This is a genomic window from Paraburkholderia sp. DD10 (assembly GCF_049177125.1).
Classification (GTDB): domain Bacteria; phylum Pseudomonadota; class Gammaproteobacteria; order Burkholderiales; family Burkholderiaceae; genus Paraburkholderia; species Paraburkholderia terricola.
The window spans coordinates 98,679-121,078 of the sequence record NZ_CP185392.1; the positions used below are offsets into that span (position 1 = coordinate 98,679).

At 57.7% G+C, this 22,400-nt stretch carries 27 protein-coding genes; 15 read left to right on the forward strand and 12 right to left on the reverse strand.

The annotated features are described in order from the left end of the window. The first annotated feature begins 119 nt into the window (after positions 1–119). The 3 genes from ACOCG7_RS00500 (at position 120) to ACOCG7_RS00510 (ending at position 2,793) form a co-directional block, all read left to right on the forward strand. A protein-coding gene (locus ACOCG7_RS00500; protein WP_114161924.1) for an IS5 family transposase occupies positions 120–931 on the forward strand; the annotation gives its coding sequence in 2 pieces (ribosomal slippage) (positions 120–459 and positions 459–931; 813 coding nt in all). Between the two features lie 291 nt (positions 932–1,222). Continuing rightward, positions 1,223–1,723 carry a helix-turn-helix domain-containing protein gene (locus ACOCG7_RS00505; RefSeq protein ID WP_421376314.1) on the forward strand — a complete coding sequence of 167 codons (501 nt, stop codon included), beginning with the start codon at positions 1,223–1,225 and terminating at the stop codon, positions 1,721–1,723. Between the two features lie 134 nt (positions 1,724–1,857). Next, complete coding sequence (locus tag ACOCG7_RS00510; protein WP_421376316.1) at positions 1,858–2,793, forward strand: TniQ family protein; 936 nt, start codon at positions 1,858–1,860, stop codon at positions 2,791–2,793. 433 nt (positions 2,794–3,226) lie between these two features. Here the strand turns inward: ACOCG7_RS00510 and ACOCG7_RS00515 are convergent, their stop codons facing one another. Next, positions 3,227–4,276, reverse strand: coding sequence for a TnsD family Tn7-like transposition protein (locus tag ACOCG7_RS00515; RefSeq protein WP_421376318.1), 1,050 nt, complete (start codon positions 4,274–4,276; stop codon positions 3,227–3,229). A 206-nt stretch (positions 4,277–4,482) separates the two neighbouring features. On the opposite strand from ACOCG7_RS00515, the gene ACOCG7_RS00520 reads away from it, so the two are divergent. The 8 genes from ACOCG7_RS00520 to ACOCG7_RS00555 all read left to right on the forward strand — a co-directional run bounded on the left by ACOCG7_RS00520 (position 4,483) and on the right by ACOCG7_RS00555 (position 8,082). Further along, a complete protein-coding gene (locus tag ACOCG7_RS00520; RefSeq protein WP_421376320.1) occupies positions 4,483–5,004 on the forward strand; it encodes a DUF6471 domain-containing protein in 522 nt (173 codons plus the stop codon). A gap of 701 nt (positions 5,005–5,705) precedes the next feature. Next, entirely contained in the window at positions 5,706–5,915 is a 210-nt protein-coding gene (locus ACOCG7_RS00525; RefSeq protein ID WP_421377655.1) for a hypothetical protein, read from the forward strand. A 107-nt stretch (positions 5,916–6,022) separates the two neighbouring features. Next, positions 6,023–6,559 (forward strand): hypothetical protein, encoded by a 537-nt coding sequence (locus tag ACOCG7_RS00530; protein ID WP_421376322.1) that lies wholly within the window; start codon positions 6,023–6,025, stop codon positions 6,557–6,559. A gap of 49 nt (positions 6,560–6,608) precedes the next feature. Next, complete coding sequence (locus tag ACOCG7_RS00535) at positions 6,609–6,992, forward strand: hypothetical protein (protein ID WP_421376324.1); 384 nt, start codon at positions 6,609–6,611, stop codon at positions 6,990–6,992. Between the two features lie 33 nt (positions 6,993–7,025). After that, a complete protein-coding gene (locus tag ACOCG7_RS00540; protein WP_421376326.1) occupies positions 7,026–7,451 on the forward strand; it encodes a putative phosphothreonine lyase domain-containg protein in 426 nt (141 codons plus the stop codon). A 26-nt stretch (positions 7,452–7,477) separates the two neighbouring features. Beyond that, positions 7,478–7,708 carry an AbrB/MazE/SpoVT family DNA-binding domain-containing protein gene (locus ACOCG7_RS00545; protein ID WP_421376328.1) on the forward strand — a complete coding sequence of 77 codons (231 nt, stop codon included), beginning with the start codon at positions 7,478–7,480 and terminating at the stop codon, positions 7,706–7,708. A gap of 1 nt (position 7,709) precedes the next feature. Continuing rightward, positions 7,710–7,937, forward strand: coding sequence for an RNA 2'-phosphotransferase (locus tag ACOCG7_RS00550; RefSeq protein ID WP_421376330.1), 228 nt, complete (start codon positions 7,710–7,712; stop codon positions 7,935–7,937). Further along, a complete protein-coding gene (locus ACOCG7_RS00555; protein WP_421377657.1) occupies positions 7,867–8,082 on the forward strand; it encodes an RNA 2'-phosphotransferase in 216 nt (71 codons plus the stop codon). The genes ACOCG7_RS00550 and ACOCG7_RS00555 overlap by 71 nt, the downstream gene beginning before the upstream one ends. A gap of 1,374 nt (positions 8,083–9,456) precedes the next feature. Here the strand turns inward: ACOCG7_RS00555 and ACOCG7_RS00560 are convergent. After that, positions 9,457–9,717 carry a hypothetical protein gene (locus ACOCG7_RS00560; RefSeq protein ID WP_421376332.1) on the reverse strand — a complete coding sequence of 87 codons (261 nt, stop codon included), beginning with the start codon at positions 9,715–9,717 and terminating at the stop codon, positions 9,457–9,459. Between ACOCG7_RS00560 and ACOCG7_RS00565 the strand changes: the two genes are divergently transcribed. Then, positions 9,689–9,967, forward strand: coding sequence for a GGDEF domain-containing protein (locus tag ACOCG7_RS00565; RefSeq protein WP_421376334.1), 279 nt, complete (start codon positions 9,689–9,691; stop codon positions 9,965–9,967). The genes ACOCG7_RS00560 and ACOCG7_RS00565 overlap by 29 nt on opposite strands. A gap of 368 nt (positions 9,968–10,335) precedes the next feature. Here the strand turns inward: ACOCG7_RS00565 and ACOCG7_RS00570 are convergent, their stop codons facing one another. After that, positions 10,336–10,584, reverse strand: a complete 249-nt coding sequence (locus ACOCG7_RS00570) for a hypothetical protein (protein ID WP_421376336.1) — start codon at positions 10,582–10,584, stop codon at positions 10,336–10,338. 514 nt (positions 10,585–11,098) lie between these two features. Between ACOCG7_RS00570 and ligD the strand changes: the two genes are divergently transcribed. The 3 genes from ligD (at position 11,099) to ACOCG7_RS00585 (ending at position 15,555) form a co-directional block, all read left to right on the forward strand. Continuing rightward, positions 11,099–13,609 carry a DNA ligase D gene (gene ligD, locus ACOCG7_RS00575; protein WP_421376338.1) on the forward strand — a complete coding sequence of 837 codons (2,511 nt, stop codon included), beginning with the start codon at positions 11,099–11,101 and terminating at the stop codon, positions 13,607–13,609. A gap of 159 nt (positions 13,610–13,768) precedes the next feature. Beyond that, positions 13,769–14,716: a Ku protein gene (locus ACOCG7_RS00580; RefSeq protein WP_421376340.1), complete on the forward strand. Its 948-nt coding sequence runs from the start codon at positions 13,769–13,771 to the stop codon at positions 14,714–14,716. Next, positions 14,713–15,555, forward strand: coding sequence for a tetratricopeptide repeat protein (locus tag ACOCG7_RS00585; RefSeq protein ID WP_421376342.1), 843 nt, complete (start codon positions 14,713–14,715; stop codon positions 15,553–15,555). The genes ACOCG7_RS00580 and ACOCG7_RS00585 overlap by 4 nt, the downstream gene beginning before the upstream one ends. 105 nt (positions 15,556–15,660) lie before the next feature. On the opposite strand, the gene ACOCG7_RS00590 is transcribed toward ACOCG7_RS00585, so the two are convergent. The 9 genes from ACOCG7_RS00590 to ACOCG7_RS00630 form a co-directional block, all read right to left on the reverse strand. Beyond that, a complete protein-coding gene (locus ACOCG7_RS00590) occupies positions 15,661–15,879 on the reverse strand; it encodes a hypothetical protein (RefSeq protein WP_421376344.1) in 219 nt (72 codons plus the stop codon). Between the two features lie 302 nt (positions 15,880–16,181). Then, positions 16,182–17,090, reverse strand: a complete 909-nt coding sequence (locus ACOCG7_RS00595) for a LysR family transcriptional regulator (protein WP_421377659.1) — start codon at positions 17,088–17,090, stop codon at positions 16,182–16,184. Positions 17,091–17,180: 90 nt separating this feature from the next. Beyond that, the gene (gene iolG, locus ACOCG7_RS00600) at positions 17,181–18,173 is read right to left on the reverse strand and encodes an inositol 2-dehydrogenase (protein WP_421376346.1); all 993 of its coding nucleotides are present in this window, start codon (positions 18,171–18,173) and stop codon (positions 17,181–17,183) included. A gap of 43 nt (positions 18,174–18,216) precedes the next feature. Next, positions 18,217–18,534 carry a hypothetical protein gene (locus ACOCG7_RS00605; RefSeq protein WP_410836979.1) on the reverse strand — a complete coding sequence of 106 codons (318 nt, stop codon included), beginning with the start codon at positions 18,532–18,534 and terminating at the stop codon, positions 18,217–18,219. A gap of 106 nt (positions 18,535–18,640) precedes the next feature. Continuing rightward, positions 18,641–19,444, reverse strand: coding sequence for an SDR family NAD(P)-dependent oxidoreductase (locus tag ACOCG7_RS00610; protein ID WP_421376348.1), 804 nt, complete (start codon positions 19,442–19,444; stop codon positions 18,641–18,643). 150 nt (positions 19,445–19,594) lie between these two features. Then, the gene (locus tag ACOCG7_RS00615; protein WP_083084423.1) at positions 19,595–19,879 is read right to left on the reverse strand and encodes a YciI family protein; all 285 of its coding nucleotides are present in this window, start codon (positions 19,877–19,879) and stop codon (positions 19,595–19,597) included. A 57-nt stretch (positions 19,880–19,936) separates the two neighbouring features. Then, positions 19,937–21,013, reverse strand: coding sequence for a maleylacetate reductase (locus ACOCG7_RS00620; RefSeq protein ID WP_410836980.1), 1,077 nt, complete (start codon positions 21,011–21,013; stop codon positions 19,937–19,939). Then, positions 21,000–21,350 (reverse strand): Dabb family protein, encoded by a 351-nt coding sequence (locus ACOCG7_RS00625; protein WP_421376351.1) that lies wholly within the window; start codon positions 21,348–21,350, stop codon positions 21,000–21,002. The genes ACOCG7_RS00620 and ACOCG7_RS00625 overlap by 14 nt, the downstream gene beginning before the upstream one ends. Then, positions 21,347–22,228, reverse strand: coding sequence for an intradiol ring-cleavage dioxygenase (locus ACOCG7_RS00630; RefSeq protein WP_421376353.1), 882 nt, complete (start codon positions 22,226–22,228; stop codon positions 21,347–21,349). Before ACOCG7_RS00630 ends, ACOCG7_RS00625 begins: the two co-directional genes overlap by 4 nt. Positions 22,229–22,400 lie beyond the last annotated feature (172 nt).

Consider the following 22,400-nt stretch of genomic DNA (forward strand, 5'->3'; position numbering starts at 1 on the left):
GAATATGGCGCCCCGGCACCTTGCTCGCACTAAGAAGCTGTTGCGAAATTAAGTTTTGGGTCTGTTAACTTTTCTGACTTGGTGTTAACTTCTTGTCTTGTTTTGCCTGACAGGAAGCAATGCCTAAAGAACTCATAGACGACGAATTGTGGTCACTCATCGAACCGCTTCTGCCCGCGCGAGCACCGCGCAATCGCCAGTACGCGGGCCGCAAACCGACGCCAGACCGAGCAGTGCTGACTGGCATCGTGTTCGTGCTGCGCTCGGGCATTGCGTGGAACCTGCTGCCGCAGGAAATGGGTTGCGGCTCAGGCACCGCCTGCTGGCGACGGCTCGTCGCATGGCAGAAGGCCGGTGTCTGGCAACGTATCCACGAAACGCTGCTGGCCGAACTGCGCCGCCGTGGCGAAATCGACTTAACGCGTGCCATCGTCGACAGCTCATCAATTCGCGCCATGCTGGCGGGAAAAAAACCGGCCCGAATCCCACGGACCGGCGCAAGCTCGGCAGCAAGCACCACCTCATCGTCGACGCGCAAGGCATCCCGCTCGCGGTCATCCTGACCGGCGCAAACCGCCACGACATTACGCAGCTCGATGCACTGGTCCAGGCCATTCCACATATCCGGGGCAAACGGGGACGTCCCCTGCACAAGCCGCAAATCGTTCAGGGCGACCGGGGCTACAGTTCCGAGCCACATCGGCAGCGCTTGCGCGAACGTGGCATCACGCCCGTGCTCGCAAAAATTGGCTCGCCCCATGGCAGCGGACTCGGCAAAACGCGTTGGCAAGTCGAGCGCTCGATTGCCTGGCTTCACTCGTTTCGACGCCTGAAGATTCGCTATGAACGCTACGCCCATATCCACGAGGCTTTCCTCTCGTTAGCTTGCGCCTTGATTTGCTGGACGCGCCTCAAGCCTTGGTTTAACTAATTTCGCAACAGCTTCTAAGTGTGAAGGCATGGGAGAACTTGGGGGCTTCCCCACGAACCGCTCGTATGGCAGGTTCATAGTCGCTTCCCCAACCGGGGTTGGTCTGGCGCTTCAGGATGGCCCTGAGTCGCTCGAGCGATGGACCACGGGCTCGTCCCATGTCCGCCCCCTGCGTCATCCCCGACGAAAAACACAAGCTTGACTCGTCAGTCAAACTTGCCCTCAAGCGACTGAGCAGGCCCAATATTGACGGATGCGCCATTGTATGGTATACAATGCATATATCGGTCCATGCTGCTGGCGTTTGTATTTATTTTCATGCATTCTAGCACAAAAATGGCGGAAACGGTAAGCTTTGCCGGTGCCCATGCTGACGGCACCGAGGGCGTGCAAGCGATTCCCGATGGCTTTGGAGGGCGCCTGCGTGAGGAACGAAAACGCCTGCGGCTCAGCCAGACCGAAGTCGCGACTGCGGGCGGCGTCAAACGGCTCGCGCAGGGTCAATACGAAACCGGAACAAGCATGCCCTCCGTGCGTTACTTGCAAGGTGTCGCGCACGTTGGCATCGACCTCAGGTACGTTCTATTCGACCGTCGCGGTGATAGCGGCTTGCTCTCGGCCGCTGAAGTGAGACGTATAGAGGCGCGCGCGTTTGAGTTGCTGGAAGACTTCGTTAGCACGCAGCCTGAAGCGACGTATGGCGCTGAAGGGCGATTTGCAATGTTTCAGTTGCTCAGGGCGAAGCTGACCGAAGAGGCCCGGCTTATTTCATTTGAGAGCGCCGACGGATGATTTGCAATAGGCGAGCTGTGGCAAATAGATTTCCTGGAATTTTTGCCCTGACAACGTTGTGAGCGACGTCAATGGCCCTGTCTTCCATTGGTCTTGCGGTGCAGCCATCCGGCAAGGTTCCCACGGCTTGACTCATGCTCATCCTGCCCAAGCCGGTTGACGACGAATTTGTCCTGGGCTTCATCGGCCGAATCACCCATGTAAATTTGGAAAGTTCTTGCTTCGAGACATTGCGTAACCTCGTGGTCCATTTCGCGCTAGACCAGGAGGAGATGCCGTATCGAAAGCACTACTATCAGGCAGAGCGGCACCTTCAGGCTCTCGCTTTTGTGTCCGGCAAAACCGTCGATGCATTTCTTTTCTACCATTCCAACTTTCCAGCTGAGGGGCTGAGGCCGGAAGCCGCGCCCGGTTGGCTAAATTGGCGGATGCGTCGAAGCAAGGGAAAGCACGCTTCAGAGAGCAAGCGTCCCTACCTTTGTCGCGAGTGCATTTCGCAGCAAACGCTCGACTTCGGCATCCCCTTTTGGCATAGACAGCATCAATTAGACGGGCTTTATTGGTGTCCTGTTCACAAGACTGCGCTGCTGGCTCTCGACGATTGGCTTACCAAAGATGCGCTGGTTCCGGTGGCAGCTGTCGCATCATTGCGAACGCCAGCCACGGCGGACGATTATGAAAATTATCCGGTTCTTCGAAGCTTCTCTGAAATCATGATTGGTTTCTTGCGGCGTCCCTTATGGCGGAGCGTGGAGCGAATTGAGGACTGCCTTCGACGTCAGGCAATCTTGAGAGGTCTATATACCAAAGATGGCGATGTGCCTAGGGTACCGGACGATTCGCCATTTCTAAGTGACCTTGCTTTTGGCGAATGCCCTGCGTGGTGGCTTGACGAAGTCTTCGGTCTGCAAAGTGCGACGGCCGGTAAGGGCCGTTCGGCCCTCAACCGCGTGTTTTCACGTGGCGGACGGGCACCTTCAGTAAGTTACGCATTGGCGCTCTCTTTGTTGCTTTCGCCTCGAGAGCGAGCTGAAGTATTGGATGAATCTACACATCGGTCCGGGCGATAGTTACAACGGGAAGTCGTGGAGTTCTTGCGGCGAGAGCTCCCTGCGACCAAGCGTTGTCGTTTTCGTGAAGCCCTGGAATCGCCTGCGCGGAACGCGTTGCATGGCACTATTTTCCAGGCAGGATGCCGGCGTAGCGCGTTGCCGAGTCCTTGTCGGAGAATGTCTCAGTGCTAAATTCGGCTTATCACGCTCCATCCGGTATTCGGTCTGGGCGTAGTTGCCAGATAGGTCTTGATGAAACTCAAACTGACGCCGGCAACGTTCGCGATTTCATTGCGGGACCGTCCCGATTGCAACTTGTCACAGATTCTATTTTACTTGGCAGTGCAAATGATGAGAATTGGTCGTCTTTTCCCAGTGTGTCTTGTATGCCTATATTCAGGTACGCAATGTTGAGCCGCAGCCGGATGGTCGCCGCCGTTGACCAGTTGGACTAGCACGCTGCCCTGTCTCGCAGCAATGACCGTACTGCCAAGTCGCCGCCACTCGCATGCACGGCCATGACCTTTGCTTGGACGGCCATAAAATCCTCTGGTGTCTCGAAAAGGAAACTCAATAGCAACAGATGTTTCATCGGATGATGCAGTGGAGAATTTTTTGTGAGCAAGGTCGCAAGAAATCCTCCGTTGACCCCCGCAAGGTCTCCGAGGAACCTCTTAGGGAACAACTGAAGGATGTCCCCATAGTAAGCAAGGAATGCGTCCCGAAGCTGCTGCGGCCGAATATACCCATCAAAGGTGACCCACCTGCGGGTCTTGGCCTGAAGCCGATAGGTTTGGCGTAGCAATTCGCCGGCTAACTGTAGATTCTCTTGCTGACTTATGTAGTTTCCCCACTTATCAAGCCGTATCAACTGACTGCAGCGGCTCATCCTCCCATGGAGGCCATTCGCCACGCTTACGCTGGCGAGCAGTTCAGGCAAACAATACGTATCCGTCAAACCCGGTCGCAGCGATATGTCGCCCAACCTTAGCCACTGGTAATGGGCGCGACAGGAAAAGCTAAAGGGCGGCTGATGAGATGCTATCCACCACGCGAATCCCAGCTGACGCTGTTGCTCGCTGACGCAATCAGCACAAAACTTGAGACGGTTGGTGAGGCCGAGTCCGGCCCTCGACAGCCCAAGTGTCCGGTGAATCTCGCCGGAGCGTCCGCCGTAGAGCAGATAACGACGAATATCGTCTCTAGCATGAGGGGGCAGAAATGGCGCGCGAAAGCCATACAGTGTACCGCGCATGAGCAAGTCGGATAGCGTACCGACGCCCCCACGCGTTAACTCATGGAGGTGGGCCAAATGAAATGGGAAATCGTTCCGCAGGCCTGCGGTGCGGTGTCCAAACAACAATTGACTGGTGGCTTGAACGTTGCCGCCGCCGTTTAGACGGTGAAAGCGGGCGCACCAGCTATAAACCGTCTCATCAGGCAGAATGGCCGGAGCGCAAGATGTTGCGAAAAGCCCAGCAGCATCAGTAGCGACATCCATTGTTAGCATTTCCCGGTATATCCCCGGTGGCTATCACTTTGCAGCGTAAGAATTAATATAGTGCGACGTTCCATCGAATATCGACGCCCGCGCTGACGACGTGGGCGCTAGAGATTCGTCGCGAGTACGGCAGTTTTTTGCCGTGATATTGCGACATTTGTCGCGTTAATGGTAGCTCATTTCGTCAAGAAAACAAGGGACTTTTTGTGAGCGAGACAGATACGCTGTGGGCTGACCTGGCTTCCCGAATTATCCGTGTCGCGCTCGAACGAAAGGGCGTCAGTTATGCGGAGCTTGCTGATACGTTGACGTCCATCGGCGTGAAGGAAACGGAGCGCTCGCTCATCTCGCGTGTCTCGCGCGGGACCGTCAAATTGACACTGCTGTTACAAATTATTGATGTGACCCGCGCGCTTCCTCCTCACTTGTGGATAGACGCAGTTAGGAATCGAGGCTCATGGGAAGAGCGCGCCCAGTTGGTCCTGGCAGCAGAGCTCGGGCGAAAGCCATGGGTTACCCCGAATAAGCTGTTGGCGCTCCTTGCCGACATCGGCGTTGACGTCAACGCGAAGACGCTTCTCTCGCAACTGTCTTCGGGCGCAATACCCCTCTCTCTTTTTCTCCAGTGCGTCGTAGTACTGGGAAGTTCGAGTCTTGACCGGTACATTGACTTCCCGGACCTCGCATCCGCAGTTCGTCAGACGCGAAACTTCGACACGGCGGATTGAGATTGCCGCCTGTTGAACTTGCCTTTTTGCAGCGCCTGACTAGACTTAATTATCGCTACATTTGTATCGATATAGGAGGCCGATTCCGTCCCTGCCCGAGATTGTCAAATCGTACGGCTCCCGGCGCACGGTGCGCCTGGCCGCGGTCAGAGCGCGGATTCTGCGGCCAAGGCCTGAAGGAGCTGTGTGATGGTCGTCGGCGAGATGAGATATTGTCTGCGCATCGACACGTGCACCGACATGTGCATCGAATCCGACACTGCCTGCTATAACCACGCCAATCGACCTTGCGTCGACCTGACTGTTCGACAAGTGGAGGGTAGTCATGCCTGTTGGAGTGTTCCGGGCGTAGGTGCCGAGCCTGAAATGTCACTTTCCGATTGGCAAATCCTAGAGACGCAGACAGGCTCGAGGCACTTTGTTGGCAACGATGTACGCGACTACACAGGACGAGTCAGCACTGCGATTCAACAGTTTGACCCCACCGCGCTACGTGGCGTCACCTCTTCCGGTCGCGTCTATCAATTGGTCGGCCCTCGCGGTTGTTCAGAGGACGGTCAATACATCTGGGAGCGTTGGTGCGTCGTCAACGGGGTCGCGTCATACGCCGACGTCACGACGCATGTGCTCGTGGAGGGAAAGACATGACAACGCCAGCGGACCGAACGAAGGCTGTGGTCGATACGCGCGAATTTCTGCAAATGCTGAGCGTTGCAGAACAGGTCACAATACGCGGCCTGGTGCAATCAGTCGCCATTGGTCTTCTTAGGCACTACCCCTCGGACGTCGACTTGAACAGGTCAGCGAGCGCGCTTCCGGGAATCTGGGCGCAGCCGACCGTCGAGCGGACTGACGAACTGACAGCGCGCGCTCGCGTCGTTCCGTTGTTCGTGACGCGGACTGACGAATAGCGTATCGAGCGAGGAAGACCATGGTGCGCCGTCGAAATAGCCCAACAAGTGAACCTTCGTCCCCTGATGCCCACGTATCAGAGCTTTTGCGGAGCGCCGCGGTCGCGGTGACCCTGTTCGACCCTGTGGGAGCTCGCGCGCTTCTTGAAATTCCGGCTGCCGAACTCGGGCGCCGGTTCAAACGTGCGCTTGTGAGAGTTGCGGGGCTAGCCACAGTGCTGAACATAGAACAACGTTCGATTCGCGAAGAAAGCGCCCAAGGGCGGAAGGAGCTTGATTCAAATCGAGGGGAGCCGACGCCGGCACGCCTGGTTGCCAACGCAAAATTACTACAAAAGTCTCATTTCTGTGCAGCCATTGGGTTCACCCCCCAAAGGGTCAGCAAAGAAGTCGCTGCGCAGCGCATCTTCAGTGTCGACATCGAGGATGAACCGTATTTCCCGGCATTCTTCCTGGTCGAGCAAATTCGCCGAAAGGACCTGGCGAAGGTTGTGCGAACGCTCGGTGACTTGGCAGGCTGGAACAAGTGGCATTTTTTCACAACGCCCAATGGTGCGTTGGAGGACCTGACACCGTTGCAGGCACTTTTTTATGGCGACAGGAAGCAGGTGTTGCGCGCCGCTGCGGAATTCGCCGAGCGGTGAGAATCCGTTGCCGTGCGCTGGCTGCGACAGGTTCACACCTATAGAGACCATGGAAGCAATCTGGCAATTAGCTCTCAGGAATCCGGCGTTGCTGGTCGTGCCGGCGTGCGCATTCGTCCTCGCGCTGGTCGTGTTGCGCGTCAAAAAGAGATATGTGAATGAGGGAATCTTGTTTCGACGCTCACCGCGTCAGCGTGACGACGGCGCCGTCAAATCGGCGGAAGAGGATGAAATGAAACCGGAAAGGACATTCGACCTCACGGTTGCTCTTCGTACGTTCGACCAGTTGGGCCTAGAGAACGGGGGCTCAAGATATACCTACTGGAACGATGTGGGGCAGCTACTGAAACGAGCGGCCGGCATGCAAGCGCAAATAGACGCGCTCAGCAAGGAGTTGGAACAATGTCGCGCGAGGCTCAGCAAAGCGAATTGATACGAAAGCATCGCCAGGCGCGAGGAGGCTTCAATGAAGGAAGGACTTGGTGTGGAAGAGCGACTGTTCCGGAAATCGGACAAGCCCTCTGAGGACTATAGTTGCAACTGGCACTACAAGAAATCTCCGAGCTACAACGAGTTTGCTTCTGTAGTTGCGCCAGGGAAATGGTGCATCTTTGTAAGCCCCGCCGAAGTGGACGAGGAATGGAGCAAAATTAGAGACGCTATCGAGAACGACCAGCTAATGTGTGCAAAGGTGTCTACCGCCCTGCGCAGCATGAGCCGCGATGGGCACGTCATCTGCGTCTACACGCGCGATTGGGCCGATAGGCGCGACCTCATGCGTGCCCGCGATGTGTTGCGGTCACTGGGCTTCGTGGAAGAACTGGGCTACAAGCGAGACATTGATACCCGGAGCGGGAAATACGGCCTCGATGAGTGGCACTTGCGAGCGTAGCTACCCGAGCATTCAAGGGGAAGTTCATGGCTGAATCGCGACTGACAACCGCAGGCCGTACCACCGTGCCTGCCGAGGTCAGGAAAGCGTTAGGCATGAAACCGGGCACGCTGCTGGTATGGCATGTCATGCCCGATGGCGAAGTCCTGGTACGGGCAAAGTCGAAGTCGCTTCTGGAGCTGGCGGGAACCGTGGAATCCCCGGTCCAAGGGGTGACCATCGAGGACATGAAAGAGTGGCGACGGTACCGCGCGTAACATGCGTGTGCCGAAGCGACTGAGGACACTGCCGACAACCACCAGAGACGTAATTCTCGCGGTCGTGGCCACGAGCGATAAAGGGCGCTTTCCGGTTTCACCGGATGGCAAGCGAATACGCGCGGCGCAAGGCCGCTCGGTAGGTGTGGACCTTGGCTATGCCGCGATGGCCACCGTCTGTTTTTTATCACGGCACCACCTGGAGCAACTGGGCGAGTATCGCCGATGAGGGGTTGACGCCTCGGACCAGGCACGCCGTCCATCTGCGCACAGACGTGGAAACGGCAACGCGCGTAGGTGCTGGCCACGACCAACCATTGGTGTTGGTCGTGGAGGCAGCGCGGATGCGTGCTGTGGACCGGAGCCGCCCATGACGGCGTATCGAACGATTCCTCACTCACCTCATCCTAAAACTCACTAGCGCTCCGTTCGTTCAGATACTTTTGCCAGCGCTGCGTGAGCACGACCATAGTGAAGGAGGCTCGATATGGAACTACCGGAAGTTCGGCAATTTCGTCGGACTGCAAGGGGCCGCCCTCCGCCAATGCGACCATTCCATCCCAGATAAAAAGCGTCTGGCTTCTCTCCCTTGCCAAACCACCCGTGATATTCGAAAGGGTGAGTATCCGGCGGCATGTCAAATGCGCCTAACGTGAGACATTCCTGACCTGCGCAGCCAGTCTCGAAGAGTATAGGAACGCACCCCGCCGTTTTCCACATGTCGATGGCTTCCCAGACTTCCGGGTCAGAAATGTCGACCAGCCAATAAAGTTCTACGTCTCTTACCCGCAGTCGGATGAAAACGCTTGCAGCGAACTCATAAGACCCAAACGTCAGATGAGCCTCTTCCTGGCCGTCGGCCAGGAGGTCCGTTATAGAAGCCGGCGCTAAGCATGTGAGAACTGGCGTGTTTTCTCCCAATTTTTCCAGCTTGCGTGGTCTGGGCTTAAAAATCCCAAGAGGCACCAACGTACCGAAGTTCTCACCCCGACCATGTATATCAATCTTGCTCACTCGTTCTCTCTCCATTGCTGTCATATCCTGAAGGAATTCCATCCCGTATAGTGTTTTTTATAGGTGATGATTTACTGGACGAACGACAGAGATTCGACTCAGGACTTCGCGTTGTGACTAAGAGATTTTGACAGTTAGAGCCGCTCACGACGGATGACTCCTCCGGCGGCAAGGCGGCCCCGGTATGCACAAGCCGCGCGCGGGTCAAGAGGACGAGCTCAAAATCAAAGGCATTCTTGGGTGCATGCGCGCACGGCACATCGCGATACCGGCCGGTCGAGTATTCAGTATTCGAGGGTACGATTCCACGCAGGCAATAAGGCGCAGGAACGTGATAGTTTGGGACCGGAGGATGTCGCGATGCTATGACCGATTCAGGCCAATCACAAACGCGAGACGCGCTGCCGTTAAAGTCAATCAACGCTCATTGCGCTGGATTGCTAGTCAGCACTACCGACCTGCGGCCCGCATGACTGCCTGCCCGGAGCCGCCCCGATGCTGGGTGAGGAGTTCCGCCACCACGCGCAGCACTTCCGGATGGTGGACCATGCCTAGATGGCTCACGTCCGCGACCTCGACGTTGCGATGGTTGGTTGACTCGGCCGAGACGCATCCTTCCCACGCAACAATTCCGTCCGTTTTCGAGTAGACCGACGCGCACGGGACAGAAGTAGTTGCATCCGAGCGCCGCGTTGAAACGTGGTTCATTGGAGAAATGCCGCTGCTCAGCATGTTCAGCAGCCATCCGGCGTGCGTGGCGTCTGAGTTGTCTGCCACAGGTGTCGCCAGCGTGATGACCTGGCGCACAGTTTTGCATACTTCGCGGCCACCTGACGGGCACAGATACCGCCAAAGCTCCAGCCGACCAGCGACACCGAATGCCGATGTAGCGCATGTATCTGCTTCAGATGGTCACCCAGGCGTTCGAGCATCATTGCCACGTTGAAGCTGGCGCTGACAAAGCGCTTGACGATTGCAACTTCGGCCATCGTCACGATTAGCGTCGGTGTCGCTGCAACGCAGGCCGGACAGGACAGCGACCCTGCGATGCTCGTCGGAGCCGCCGACCGCGCGCTGTATGTAGCCAAACAGCAAGGCAGGAATTGCATATGCGTTGCAGGCGTCGATGCGCAGGAGCCGACAGAGCCTGATTGCGCGTCAAGCGAGGCTAATCGTCGTCGACCGCGAACGGCGGAACGGTCACCACCTCCCTATTCACCTCTGGGCCCCTCAACGTGGGGTTGAAGCGTGATGGTGAGCGTCGCACTGACTGATTTTGTGGCGTCGCCCCAGGCCGTCGCTGTCCCGTTCAACACGATGTATCCGCCCAGCGTGCCAATGTTTTTTTGAACACAATTGCAGGTCGTAGCCTGGCGTCGATAGCGAGGCGTTGAATGCATATAGTTCGAATCCCGTCGTCGACAGGCTATTGCTGTTTGCAGTGTACGAGAAGTTATCAATGTAGCGTGTCTGCTTGGGGCCGTCGTTGTTATAAATTCGGACGACCCTCGGGGGCTTCCCGCCGACACGATAACTGATAGTGCTTCAGGCATCCGGCGACCGGGAGCACCTACGGGTCAAATTGATGAGACGATGCACAGCGGAGAAATCGCTCAGCTACCGAAGAAGATATTGCATTGCGGGTCAATCCTACACTTCTCCGCGGCGCGCCTGCCGCTTTGTGTGTTTGTGGCGGGCACTCCACCATACGACTGCGAGTTCATGTCAGAGGACGCGGCCGGCGTCGCGGGGTTCTGCTGCTGCTGGGCCTGCGGCGCCGGCATCGTGTCCTGGGCGTTTGCGAGCCCCGGCATGACCAGCAATCCGCCAGCAGCAAGCACGGCCATCAACCGTGATTTCATGATTCACTCCTTGTAACCACCTTCAGTAATTCCCCGAGGGTTTGCGCTATTCGCGCACCCTTCCACCGGATTCACGCCCCTGGGAGGGCGACGAATACGGTCAGGTGCGGGCACTATTGGGTAGCTGATGCTGAGCTGATGCGCAATGCGCCGAGCCGCGGTACGGAGCGCAGTTCATCGGGGCGCGAAATCGCGATATCGACGGGGCTTGTGAACTCGCCGACGCATCTCGCCCCTGCAGGTTTGTTATAGGGGATGGGGCTGACAAACCGCCTGCTACACAAGGTGTAATGCGAAAAAACCTTGTACTGCCCCGGCCCGGACGACGGCGGCTAACCGAGCCGGAACCGACATGTAACTGGTTACCGGCTACCTGCGGCTGAAAGGTGCCTCAAAATAGGCGCCGCGTATGCGTGGCCCTACCGCAAGCGTGCCGTCGAAGATTGCTGTACGAAATATTTTCCGGCATCTCGTTTGACATCCCGCGGGAGACGGTTCCTCCTGGACCACAGTTATGGTCTCAGCGCGCGACCCGACATCTCCACCTCTTTCCCGCTACAGGAAAATGCGGGACTTCCGGGTCACGCCCGAACCCGCGCCGTCGGCTGCGTACGCATCCGTCGGTCTCGGACATGCGGGTTTCGTCGTGCAGAAGCACTGGGCAAGCCGGCTCCACTACGATTTCCGGCTCGAACTCGACGGCGTGTTGGTTTCGTGGGCATTACCCAAAGGGCTCTCCTACGACCCGAAGGAAAAGAGGATGGCCGTCCACGTGGAGGACCATCCGGTTGAGTATTCGACGTTTGAAGGAATGATTCCACCGAAGCATTACGGCGCCGGCACCGTCATAGTGTGGGACCGGGGGACATGGGAGGCGGTCGGCGACCCGCGCGAGGGAATGAAGGCCGGCAAGCTGGTCTTCCGCCTGCATGGCGAAAAGCTCGCCGGTTTGTGGGAACTGGTCCGAATATCAAAGCCTGGGGACAGGCAAGACCAGTGGATGCTCTTCAAAAAGCGCGACGAGTGGGCACAAGCGCTGGCGAAATACGATGTCATCAGGGCGCTTCCCGACAGCGTCATCACCAATCCGCTCGGGCCTGTTGAGGAACGCGAGCCGAAAAGCGTGCGGCCCGTGCGCGGTAATAAGGTTGAGCTAGACCTCAGTGCCGCACTTAGCGCGGCGCTTCCCATCAAACTTGAGCCGCAGCGCGCGACCCTTGCGTCGTCGCTCCCGACGGGTGGTGACTGGATAGTCGAATCGAAACTCGATGGTTACAGAATGCTCGCCCGCGTCGACAAAGGGCGCGTGCGGCTGTTCACGGGTGGCGGCCACGACTGGACGAAGAAGCTCGCAACTCTGGCTGCAGATGTTGCGAAGCTGCCAGTCTCGAGTGGCTGGCTGGACGGGGAAATCGTCGTGCTCAGAGACGGCCTGCCCGATTTCGGCGCTCTCCAGAACGCTATAGATAGCGCGAGAAATCAGGAAATCATCTATTTTCTGTTCGACGTCCCGTACTTCAATGGGAAGGACCTCAGGAACGTCCCGCTGTGGGCGCGGCGGACGCTGCTTTTACAACTGCTCAAGGATGAGGGCGACCGCATCCGGTTCAGTCAGGACTTCGACGCGCCGGTGGCCCAGATATTTGAGGCGGCGGCTGGGCTGGGTCTCGAAGGCCTGATGTTGAAAGCTCGTGACGCGAAATACGAGTCAGGAAGGACTCAGACATGGTTGAAGGCGAAGTGCCGGCTGCGACAGGAACTGGTTATCTGCGGCTTCACCGCTCGGGGCGGCAAGGACGGCGAGGTTGGCAGCCTCCTGCTTGGATACTATGTCGGCAACCAGCTCCATGACGCCGGCAGCGTCGGCACCGGTTGGAACGCCCGCACGGGCCGGGACCTATGGATGCGCCTGACGCCGCTTGAGCTGAATGCATCTCCGTTTGACGTAGCCGTATCGAAGCCCAGCCGCTGGTCGAGGCGTGCGGCGGGCACCGAGCGCTGGGTTCGGCCCGGACTCGTTGCCGAAGTCGAATTTGCCGAGTGGACCGCGGATGGTGTTGTGCGCCAGGCGTCGTTCAAGGGTCTGCGTGTCGATAAGCCCGCGCGCCTTGTCGTCCGGGAAGCCGGTGAGACTCTGACGCCAGCGCCCACTTCTCAGGTGAAGGTCACGCACCCTGAGCGTATCGTCGACCCGACAAGCGGCCTTACAAAGCTGGACCTGGTTCGGTATTACGAAAGCGTTGCCCCATGGATGCTTCCGCACCTCAAGGAACGCCCGCTGGCCATGGTCCGCGCGCCCACCGGCATCTCAGGTGAGCTGTTTTTCCAGAAGCACGCCGAAAAGACTGCCATGCCGGGGCTGAAAGCCCGTGACCGCGATTTGTGGCTGAACCACCCGCCGGTGCTGACCGTCGATACCGTTGACGCATTGATGTCGGCGGTCCAGATGAATGTCGTCGAGTTTCACACCTGGAATTCCACGGTCCTGCAAATCGACAAACCAGACCGGGTCATCTTTGACCTGGACCCGGGCGAAGGGGTCAAGTGGAAGCAGATTCAGGAAGCGGCTGTGCTTGTGCATGCGCTGTTGACGGAGCTCGACCTGAAGGCCTGGCTAAAAACGAGTGGAGGTAAAGGACTGCATGTAGTCGTGCCGCTTACGCCCCGCCTGGACTACAAATCGGTAAAGGCATTTTCGCAGGCCTTCGTCCGGCATCTGGCGAAGACTATCCCCGACCGCTTTTCGGCGACGTCGGGAGCAGCCAACAGAATTGGCAAAATCTATGTTGATTACCTGCGCAATGGAAAGGCGCAGACGACTGCCACGGCGTTTTCTGCGCGGGCACGGCCGGGAATGGGTGTGTCGATGCCAGTGTTGTGGGAGCAGTTGCCCGACCTGAAAAGCGGCGCGCACTGGACGGTGCAAACGGCGAGAGAGTATCTTAGCTTCCAGACGCAGGACCCATGGGCGGAGTATTGGACAACGCGCCAATCGCTGGCGTCAGCCGTGAAGCGCCTGCGCTAGGAAGTCCGTCCGGCTGAACACGGTCTCGGGAAGTGCATGGCGAGAACCCGTCGGCGACGGGCACAGCTCATGCTGTGCGACGCGAAGGGCTGTCCCTTCGAAGCGGATACTGTGTAAGCAGCGCCGCGACGGTTCGCCCGCCGCTATCAGGAGAATCACATGGCTGCCCGTTCCATTGCATCGCTGACGCTTTCCTTCGGTCTGGTATCCATACCGGTGAAGCTTTATTCGGCTACGGACAGCGCTGCTGGCGTGGGCTTCAATCTGCTGACGCCGGAAGGCGGCCGGGTCAAGCAGCAATACATATCCGAGGCTACTGGCGATGTCGTCGCCCGCGCTGACATGAAAAAAGGCTACGAATTCGAAAAGGGGCAGTTTGTCGTTTTTGCTCCTGACGAATTGAAGGCGCTCGAGGAAGGGGCGAGCCACGTTGTCGAGATTGTTTCCTTCGTCCCGGAAAAGTCGGTGGACCCGCTTTACTATGACAAGGCGAACTTCATCGCCCCGGACAAACGGGGAGGCAAACCCTATAGCCTGCTGCAACAGGCCATGCGAGAAAGCGAACGTTGCGCGCTGGCAAAATGGTCGTACAAGGGAAAGACCCGAATCGTTCAGATAAGGCCGGCTGAAGACGGGATGGTCTTCCAGCAACTGCTGTTTGCCGACGAGGTGCGCGCGCTGAGCGATTTGCACATCGAACAGGTGAGTGTCAGTGATACGGAGCTGAAGCTCGCCCTTCAAATCATCGACCAGGTTTCGGAAGACGCATACGACCCGACTGCGTACGAAGACGAAGAGAAGAAGCGGATTCTCGAAGCCATCGACCGGAAAATTGCTGGCAAACAGATTGTGTCACCAGAGACGCCAGCAGAGGAATCCGGTGGCCAGGTGATTGACCTGATGGAAGCGCTGCGAGCAAGTCTGAGCACCAGCAAGGCAAAGCGAGCCGCACCTGCCAAATCGGTTGCAAAGACGGCTCCGGCAAAAAAGGCTTCGGCAGATGACGTTGAAGGACTGTCAGCCAAACCCCGACGGCCTGTCAAACGAGCCGCGCCGAGAGCTGACGTGAAAGAAGCGCCGCCGGCAAAGGTTCGAGCTCGCAAGTGAACAGACGAAATCTGTCACACGACTATTCGCTGCGGAGCCTCCAGTCACTGCTGGGCGTTTCGCGCAGAGTTCTATCTGGACTGATTGACGCGGGGTTTGTTCATCCCGCGCGCGGCCGGCGGAACGAACTTCGTTTCTCGTTCCAGGATGTCGTGGTCCTTCGCACCGCATTCCAACTGCAGTCCGCGAAAGTCTCATCACGGAAAATTCTGAAGGCGCTTGCCAAGCTGAAAGCCGAACTCCCTGACGAACTTCCGCTGTCTGGAATCCGAATTACATCGGTCGGTGAATCGGTGGCTGTCAGGTCAGGACAGTCTCAATGGGACGCGGCCTCGGGCCAGCACCTGCTCGATTTCGAGGTTGCACCTATCCGAGGTGATGTTGCGTTTCTGGACGCGGCACCGCGAAACCTGGCGAGCCGGGAAGAGCAGGCAGAAGAATGGTTCGCACTTGCCGAGCAGCTTACCGAAACAGATGCGGTCGGTGCGGAGCAGGCCTACCGGAAAGTGCTTGAGCTTGCGCCATCACCGCACTACGACGCATATACCAATCTGGGCGTATTGCTATGCGAGGCGGAAACGCGTTGCGATGAGGCGCTGTCCGTTTTCGATGGCGCACTCGAGCATTTTCCCGACGACGCGTTGCTTCACTTCAACCGCGCAGTCGTCCTGGAGGAACTGAAACGCAATGACGCGGCGGCAGCGGCGTACCAGCGGTGCATAGAAATTGACCCGACGCATGCCGACGCTCACTTCAACCTGGCTCGCCTGAGCGAGATTCGCGGCGACAAACAGGGGCTCGTCCGACACCTGAGTGCCTATCGTCGGCTGGTTGGTTGAACGCGGCATCGGACATGCCTTTTCCCCCGGGCGGACCGAGTAAGCCTCGACGGCGCCAGCGTTAACCAATGGCGGATTGTCTGTCGAGATACTAGTCTTTCGGAGCTAGCCGTGGTTATCGACCCACGTACGACACCATGAAAGGCCTGCTGATTCTGCCTGTTCGTCGGTATCGAATACGCCAAGCACCCCAGATGCCACTGCAACCTTCGAGTCACGCATGATTGTGCCGCTTCCGGCGAATCGTTCTGGGCGCACGACGTCTTCGTGCTGGGGGATGGCATGGCCCCACAACGTATATCCGCGGTATTGGTCAAGTTGCATCTGTCGACCTGGTCCTCTATCGCTCTTTATTAATGATTGGCTCCGCTTGGCCGGCTTGACAAGCGCTTGCTGTTCAGTCGCGTAGTGTCGACTCCTGCCATTTTCAACGTAGCGTCAATCACGTTCAGTTCCTGGGAAAAATCAAGCGCCCACTCCTCGCCGTCGCACCGCACGGTCATGCCGTTGTGCATCGAAATCAGATAACGGGCCTTGTAAAGGGCGTCGACAAGTTTCGACTCTGCAGCCCTTGCTTCGGATACACGACTTCAAGGCTCCGCCTCGGTCGATAGGGCTGCGGCGTTTCAATCCAGTTTGCCTTGCGCGGCCAACTCCACTAACGTGTCGACGACATGCCGCACCTTCGGTCGAAGATGAGCCACCTTCGGCCAGACCGCGTGCACGTCAATGAAGTCACTCGAAATTTCATCAAGAACTGAAACTAGCGCGCCTGACTCCAGATGGGGTCGCAGGAGTGACATTGGCATTTGGCAGAGGCCCATGCCGGCGATAGCAGCCTCTACAATCGAGTCACCGTCGCTGATTTGATGGGTCGCAGGCGGCGAAATCCGACTGTGTTCGCCATTGGCGTTGACTCGCCACGAAAGCGGCTGGCCACGGCGATAGCCGAGGATGCATGAGTGCCCTTGCAGGTCCTCAAGCGTGCGGGGCGTTCCGCGCTGCGCAAGATAGCTGGGTGATGCGGCAATCACCATGCGCTGGCTCGTGAGGCGACGGGCGACGAGACCACTCGAGCTTTCGAGTTCGCCGAAGCGCACGACAAGGTCAACGCCTTCTTCAATCGGGTCAATCAGATGGTCCGAGAAAGTCATCGTGAACTGCAGGTCAGGATGTTTTTTGGCGATGTCCAGCAGGATTGGAACAAGTATCCGTCGTCCGAAGGCCGCGGGCATGTCAATCCGCAAGCGACCTACAGGCCGCTGAAGGCTTGGGCCAAGAGCGGTTTCCGCCACGGAGATTTCGTCAAGCGCAGAAGCGCACGCAGCGAAATATGCGTCGCCGTCGGCCGTGAGGGAGATGCTTCTGGTGGTGCGGTGGAACAATTGCGCGCCAAGGCGCTCTTCCAGTTTTGCGATTGCCTTCCCAACTGCCGACTTGGTCAGCCCAAGCTGTTCGGCGGCATCGGTGAAACTGCGCGACTTCGCGGCGGTGACAAAAATAAGTATTCCGCTGAACGACTCGACCTGCGCCACTTTCTGCCCCATTGAAGAATTTTACTCTTCATATAGGACAGAAATTTCCTTACTGTCAACTCAGAGTTGCACTAGGCGATAGCCGATAGATTAGATTTTGACGGCGCCACCTTGATTGGCGGCTTCGAGTGCGCAATTCGCGATTCGCAAAGCGCGAATTCCATCTCGGGGCGTCGCAGGCATCGGAGCATTGGTTTCGAGTGCGTTCAGGAAGCGGTCCAGTTCGACCTTGTACGAGTCCGCATGGCGCTCAAGAAAGAAATTGAGCAACGGTTCACGTGCCTCGGTCCTTTCGCTCGTCCAGCGACGCAGGCTGGAGGGGCGATGGTTTTCGTTCAGCACCATCCCCTTCGAGCCGAACACTTCGACACGCTGGTCGAATCCATACACCGCCTGTCGGGAACCGTTGATATGACATTGTTTCCCGGACGCAGTGCGCAGCAATACCATCACGCTGTCAAAGTCCGGAAGCTCCTCCAGGCCCGGGTCGACGAGCCGACTTCCCATAGCCATCACTTCTACGGGTTCTTCGCCGAGTAGCCAGCGAGCAGTGTCGAAATCATGGATGGTCATGTCACGGAAGATTCCGCCGGAGTGCCGAAGATACTCACGTGGCGCAAGGCCAGGGTCGCGACTCGTGATGACGACCTGGCGAACGTCGCCGACCTCACCCTCTTCGATGGCCTGCCTGAGCCTCATGGCGTCCGGGTCGAAGCGTCGATTGAAGGCAAGCATCACGCGCCCGTTGAGACGCTCGATTTCTTCGACCGCGGCGAGCGCACGGTCCATGTCCAGGTCGATGGGCTTCTCGCAGAGTACCGGCTTGCACAGCCGGACCGCCTGCAGCGTCAGGTCGATATGTGTGTCTGTCGGCGTGCCGACGATGATGGCGTCAACATCTTCTCGGTCAACTACAGACTTGCAATCAAGAGATGAGTCGCAACCGAGCTCTGCTGCGAGCGCCTCGACCGCTTCCTTGTTCGGGTCTGCGACCGCGACGAGCTTCACTCTCCGGTCGGCGGCAACATTGGCCGCGTGAATTTTTCCGATGCGTCCAGCACCGAGAACAGCGATACGCAACATCTTAGTCTCCTATATCCCGTCGGCACATCAAAACGCCAACGATTCACTCTTGATTCAGAAAGCGTCGATACGGCCTTCGCCCGTCGACACTCGTTATTTGCATCTCCGGTGGAGAAGCGGTCCATTTGCTCTTACCTGGTTCGGCAGAAGGAGCCTCGCAAATCAGTCGGCTGAGCCGCAAGATGTCGTCCAGACCAAACTCCTGGACTTCCGGCACACGGTCACCGCGCGCTTTCGCTACGGCCGTTGCGATGCGAAGCGCGTTTGAGCGCTCGCGCATCAACAGCTCGAGCGCCTCGACTAGAAAAGCGCGCTCTCTCTGCGATACCTTCGCTCCAATCACCCGGTCGTAAGCAGACATACGCTGGTCCTCAGAACAATGCGGCAATCAAAGACATCCCTACGCGGTCTGTCAGCCCGATTTGTCGCCCTCGTGGAAATGAAGTGCCAGCCAGGGCTGGCAGCCTTCAAATCAGGCTGCGGATACTGCCACCATCGACGCCCCAGACCGCAGAGGTCACGAACGACGCGAGGTCGGAAGCCATGAAAACAATCACGTTGGCCACTTCGTCCGGTTGGCCGAGGCGCTTCAGCGGCAACTGGCGCAGAGAAAGTTCGTGCTCGACCGCGTCTTTCGGAGCCATGCCGTGAAACTTGCCCATCGTGTCAGCAAATCCCCCATCTTTCGTCCAGAACGGTGTCCAGACTGGCCCCGGCGCAACAGCATTCACACGAATCCTGGGAGCTTCGGCTCGGGCGAGACCCTTTGTCAGCGCGAGCACCGCCGCCTTGGATGCGGAGTAGTCAATCGGAACAGGCTCCGGCTGGCGGGCCAGGTCCGATGCGTTGTTGATAATCACCGACTTCTCACGAGCTCGCAGCACCGGCAGGAGGTATCGACACGTCCGGACGTAGCTCATGAAATTGAGATTCATCGTGAAATCCCATTCCTCGTCCGAGAGTTCTTCGAACGTGCGAACCTTGCCTGCGCCAACGTTGTTGACGAGGATGTCCACCTGGCCGTTGTGTGACTGCAGGGCCGAATCGATGCCAATTTTGACGCCATCGGCCGTGGACAAATCCGCCTGAGCAATCGTGACGTTAGTGCCGAGCGAGCGCAATTCCGATTCGGTTTCTTTGAGAGCGTTCGCGTCGATGTCGATGAGGCAAAGACGCGCGCCTTCACGTGCGAAACCCAATGCTGTCGCACGTCCGATGCCTTGCGCCCCGCCCGTGATGAGCACAATCTTTCCTTCGAGGCCTGTCTCCATGATGTCTCCGTTTGATGTTGTGTACTTTGCGAGCGCTCAAAAAATCGACAACGTTTTCCTTTATTGATGTCGTCTGCTTTTTGAGGCCGAGCGCGAGCCGCGCCACGCGGTTGCAAGGCAGCAATTAAAAGATGCCGTGATACGACGGATTTAGCGGTTGTCGACCCGTTTGATGAACGGCCGGATGTCGACCGTGTCCCAAATTCCTGCCTTGTTAAACGGGTCCGCCTCTACGAAAGTCTTGATTTCTTCGATGCCGTCAGCTTCGTAGAGAAAGAAGCTGCCAATCATCGTCTGGCCGTCAGCTTTCGTCAGCGGGCCAGAGATGAGAGTTTTTACAGGTGCTGTTTGTAGATAGGCCTTGTGTGCGTCATAGTTCTCAAGGCGGCGTTCGACCATATTCGGGTGGTCAAGACAGTAGACAGTGAAGTTCATTTTCGTCTCCTTGTTTCAATTCAGGGGTTCGAACCACTTCTCCCTTCTTTCGGGGCATCAGGTCGTCACCGCGCGCGGCGCGACGCCATCAAAGGCATCCTGCAGAAGCTCAAGTAAGGCTTTACGCTCAATTTGACGGGGATTCCAGTACGGATTCGAGCTGGCAATATCAGCAGCCTTCGAAACGTCTTCAGCGGACATGCCGATGTCTTTCAGCGCGAGGGGAGCCCCGCAGCGCTTAGCGAGCTCGTACACACCCAGTGCAGCATCTTCAGAACCAAGAGCGCGTGCAATCCGCTGCATCGCCTTCGGAGTGGCCTGCCGGTTGTATGCGAGCGCATGGGGCAGAACGATGGTATGTGTCTGGGCATGCGGCAGGTTGAAACTTCCGCCGAGCGTATGACACAACTTATGGTGAAGCGCCATGCCCACGCTACCCAGCACCGTTCCGCAGAGCCAGGCACCGTACTGCGCTTCAGCGCGAGCTTCCACGTTTTGGGCGTCGGCAACGATAGCTGGTAAAGCACGCGCCAGAGCAGCGATACCTTCTTCCGCCATCAAGCTTGTTACGGGATTCTCATCCCGCGAGTAGAGCGCCTCAGCGGCATGGGCAATTGCGTTGATGCCGCTCGTGACCGATAGCGCGACCGGAAGTGACATCGTCAGGTCCGCATCGTAAATCACTGTCTTTGGCAACACGCGCAGGTCAGTCCCTGTCTTCTTCAGGCCCGCATCAGTGATGCCATAGATAGGCGTCATTTCGCTGCCGGCATAAGTCGTCGGTACGGCGAGAATCGGCAGGTCTGATTCGAGCGCGATTGCCTTGCCCAAACCTATTGTCGAGCCGCCTCCAACAGCTATGGCGCAATCGGCCTTCAGTTCCCTCGCCAGTGCGCGAGCTTCTTTGGCCAACTCGAGCGGCACATGCATGACCGCGCGGTCGAAAACAGCGGCGGCTCGTGACCCCAAGCGCGCAGCGAGGGCTTCGCCCGTCTCTTTTTGCTCTGGGCTACACAGAATGAGTGCTCGTTCCGAATTCAGCTGAAGCACTTCACGCTCAAGGTGCTGCAAACTGCCCGGGCCAAAGACAACTCGACCAGCACGTGCCTGATAAACAAACTCACGCTTTTGCATTAAGTAACTCCGCTGTACGCTCGAAACTCAGCCTAGATTCCAACTGGTAGTCGACCTGGAACCGCGCGGTGCGAAGGTCACCGAGTTCGTTTCGCACGCGCAGATGTTCGGGATGAGACGCATATGCTTCCAACGCTTCCTGCGAGTCGAACTCCGTGATGAGAACGGCGTCGCACGCGTAATCGACCTGGCTGTAGTCAAGTCCGACTTCAAGGTGCCGCATCCCGGGGATACAGCCACGCAAGCCCTCGAAACTGGTCTTAACAAGGTGGGAAGCAGCTAGCCGCTCCGCAGGCGAGTCACCTCTGACTCGCCACATGACGATATGCCGAATCATGCGTGGACCTCCGACGGGTTAAGCACAAAGTCGTATTCGAGCGAGTACCAGGGGACCGTCATTTCCCGGCCGTCCGGTGCCACGCCCGGCTCGTGACGCTTCCACTCGGAAATCAGCGATGAGCGGACTCCGAATACGACGTCCGAGTCGAGATACTGGTCTCCATCACGAAACACATGCGTGATGAGCGTTTCGTAACCGGGCGCTTCAATCATGAAGTGAAGATGGGCTGGCCGCCACGGATGACGACCGACAGCGGCCAGCATGCGACCAACGGGCCCGTCGTGCGGGATGGGATACGCCTCGGCAAGAATGGAGCGGAAGTTGAAAAACCCTTCTGCATCCGCCTTCAATCGGCCACGGCCGCGATGAATGGCGTTGCCTGCCTCGTCGAGGTTCTGGACATCGTAGAAGCCATCTTCGTCCGATTGCCAAACGTCAATTTGTGCGCTCGCGATGCTCTCGCCGCCCGCGCCGCGAACCTGCCCGTTCACATAACAGGGCGCGCCTTTCGCACCGTTCGAAATGTCGTCGCCGTTGTTATAGAGGGGCGCTCCCTCGACATAGAACGGCCCGAACACGGTTGCTTCCGTGCAATTTGAGGGCTTCCGATTGTTCTGCGACATGACCAACATCGAAAGGCCAAGCGTGTCAGACAGCAGAATGAACTCCTGCCGTTTGTCATCGGTGATGTGTCCTACTTCCGTCAGAAACTTGATTGCTTTGAACCACTCGTCCTCAGTGAGATGAACGTCGCGGGCAAAAGCGTGGAGATGTTGAACCAGGCTCGTCATTACGGTCCTCAGTCTCGCGTTCTTGCAGTCTGCGAGCGAGGCGATAACGGCTTGAGTGATGGTGTCTTCGTTGATGTTGCGCATCGTGCGTGTCTCCGTTGTGCGCTCAAGGCGTCTGAAAACGAAAGGTAATGGGTCGCCCGAGTAAATAAAATGCCCCGAAGTGAAATGACATTTCCTCCCCCCGGAAGAATCGAGCTGTAAGCGCGCAATTCAGTCCTCTAAGGCCCACAGAATCGCCCACTGACACCTTTTT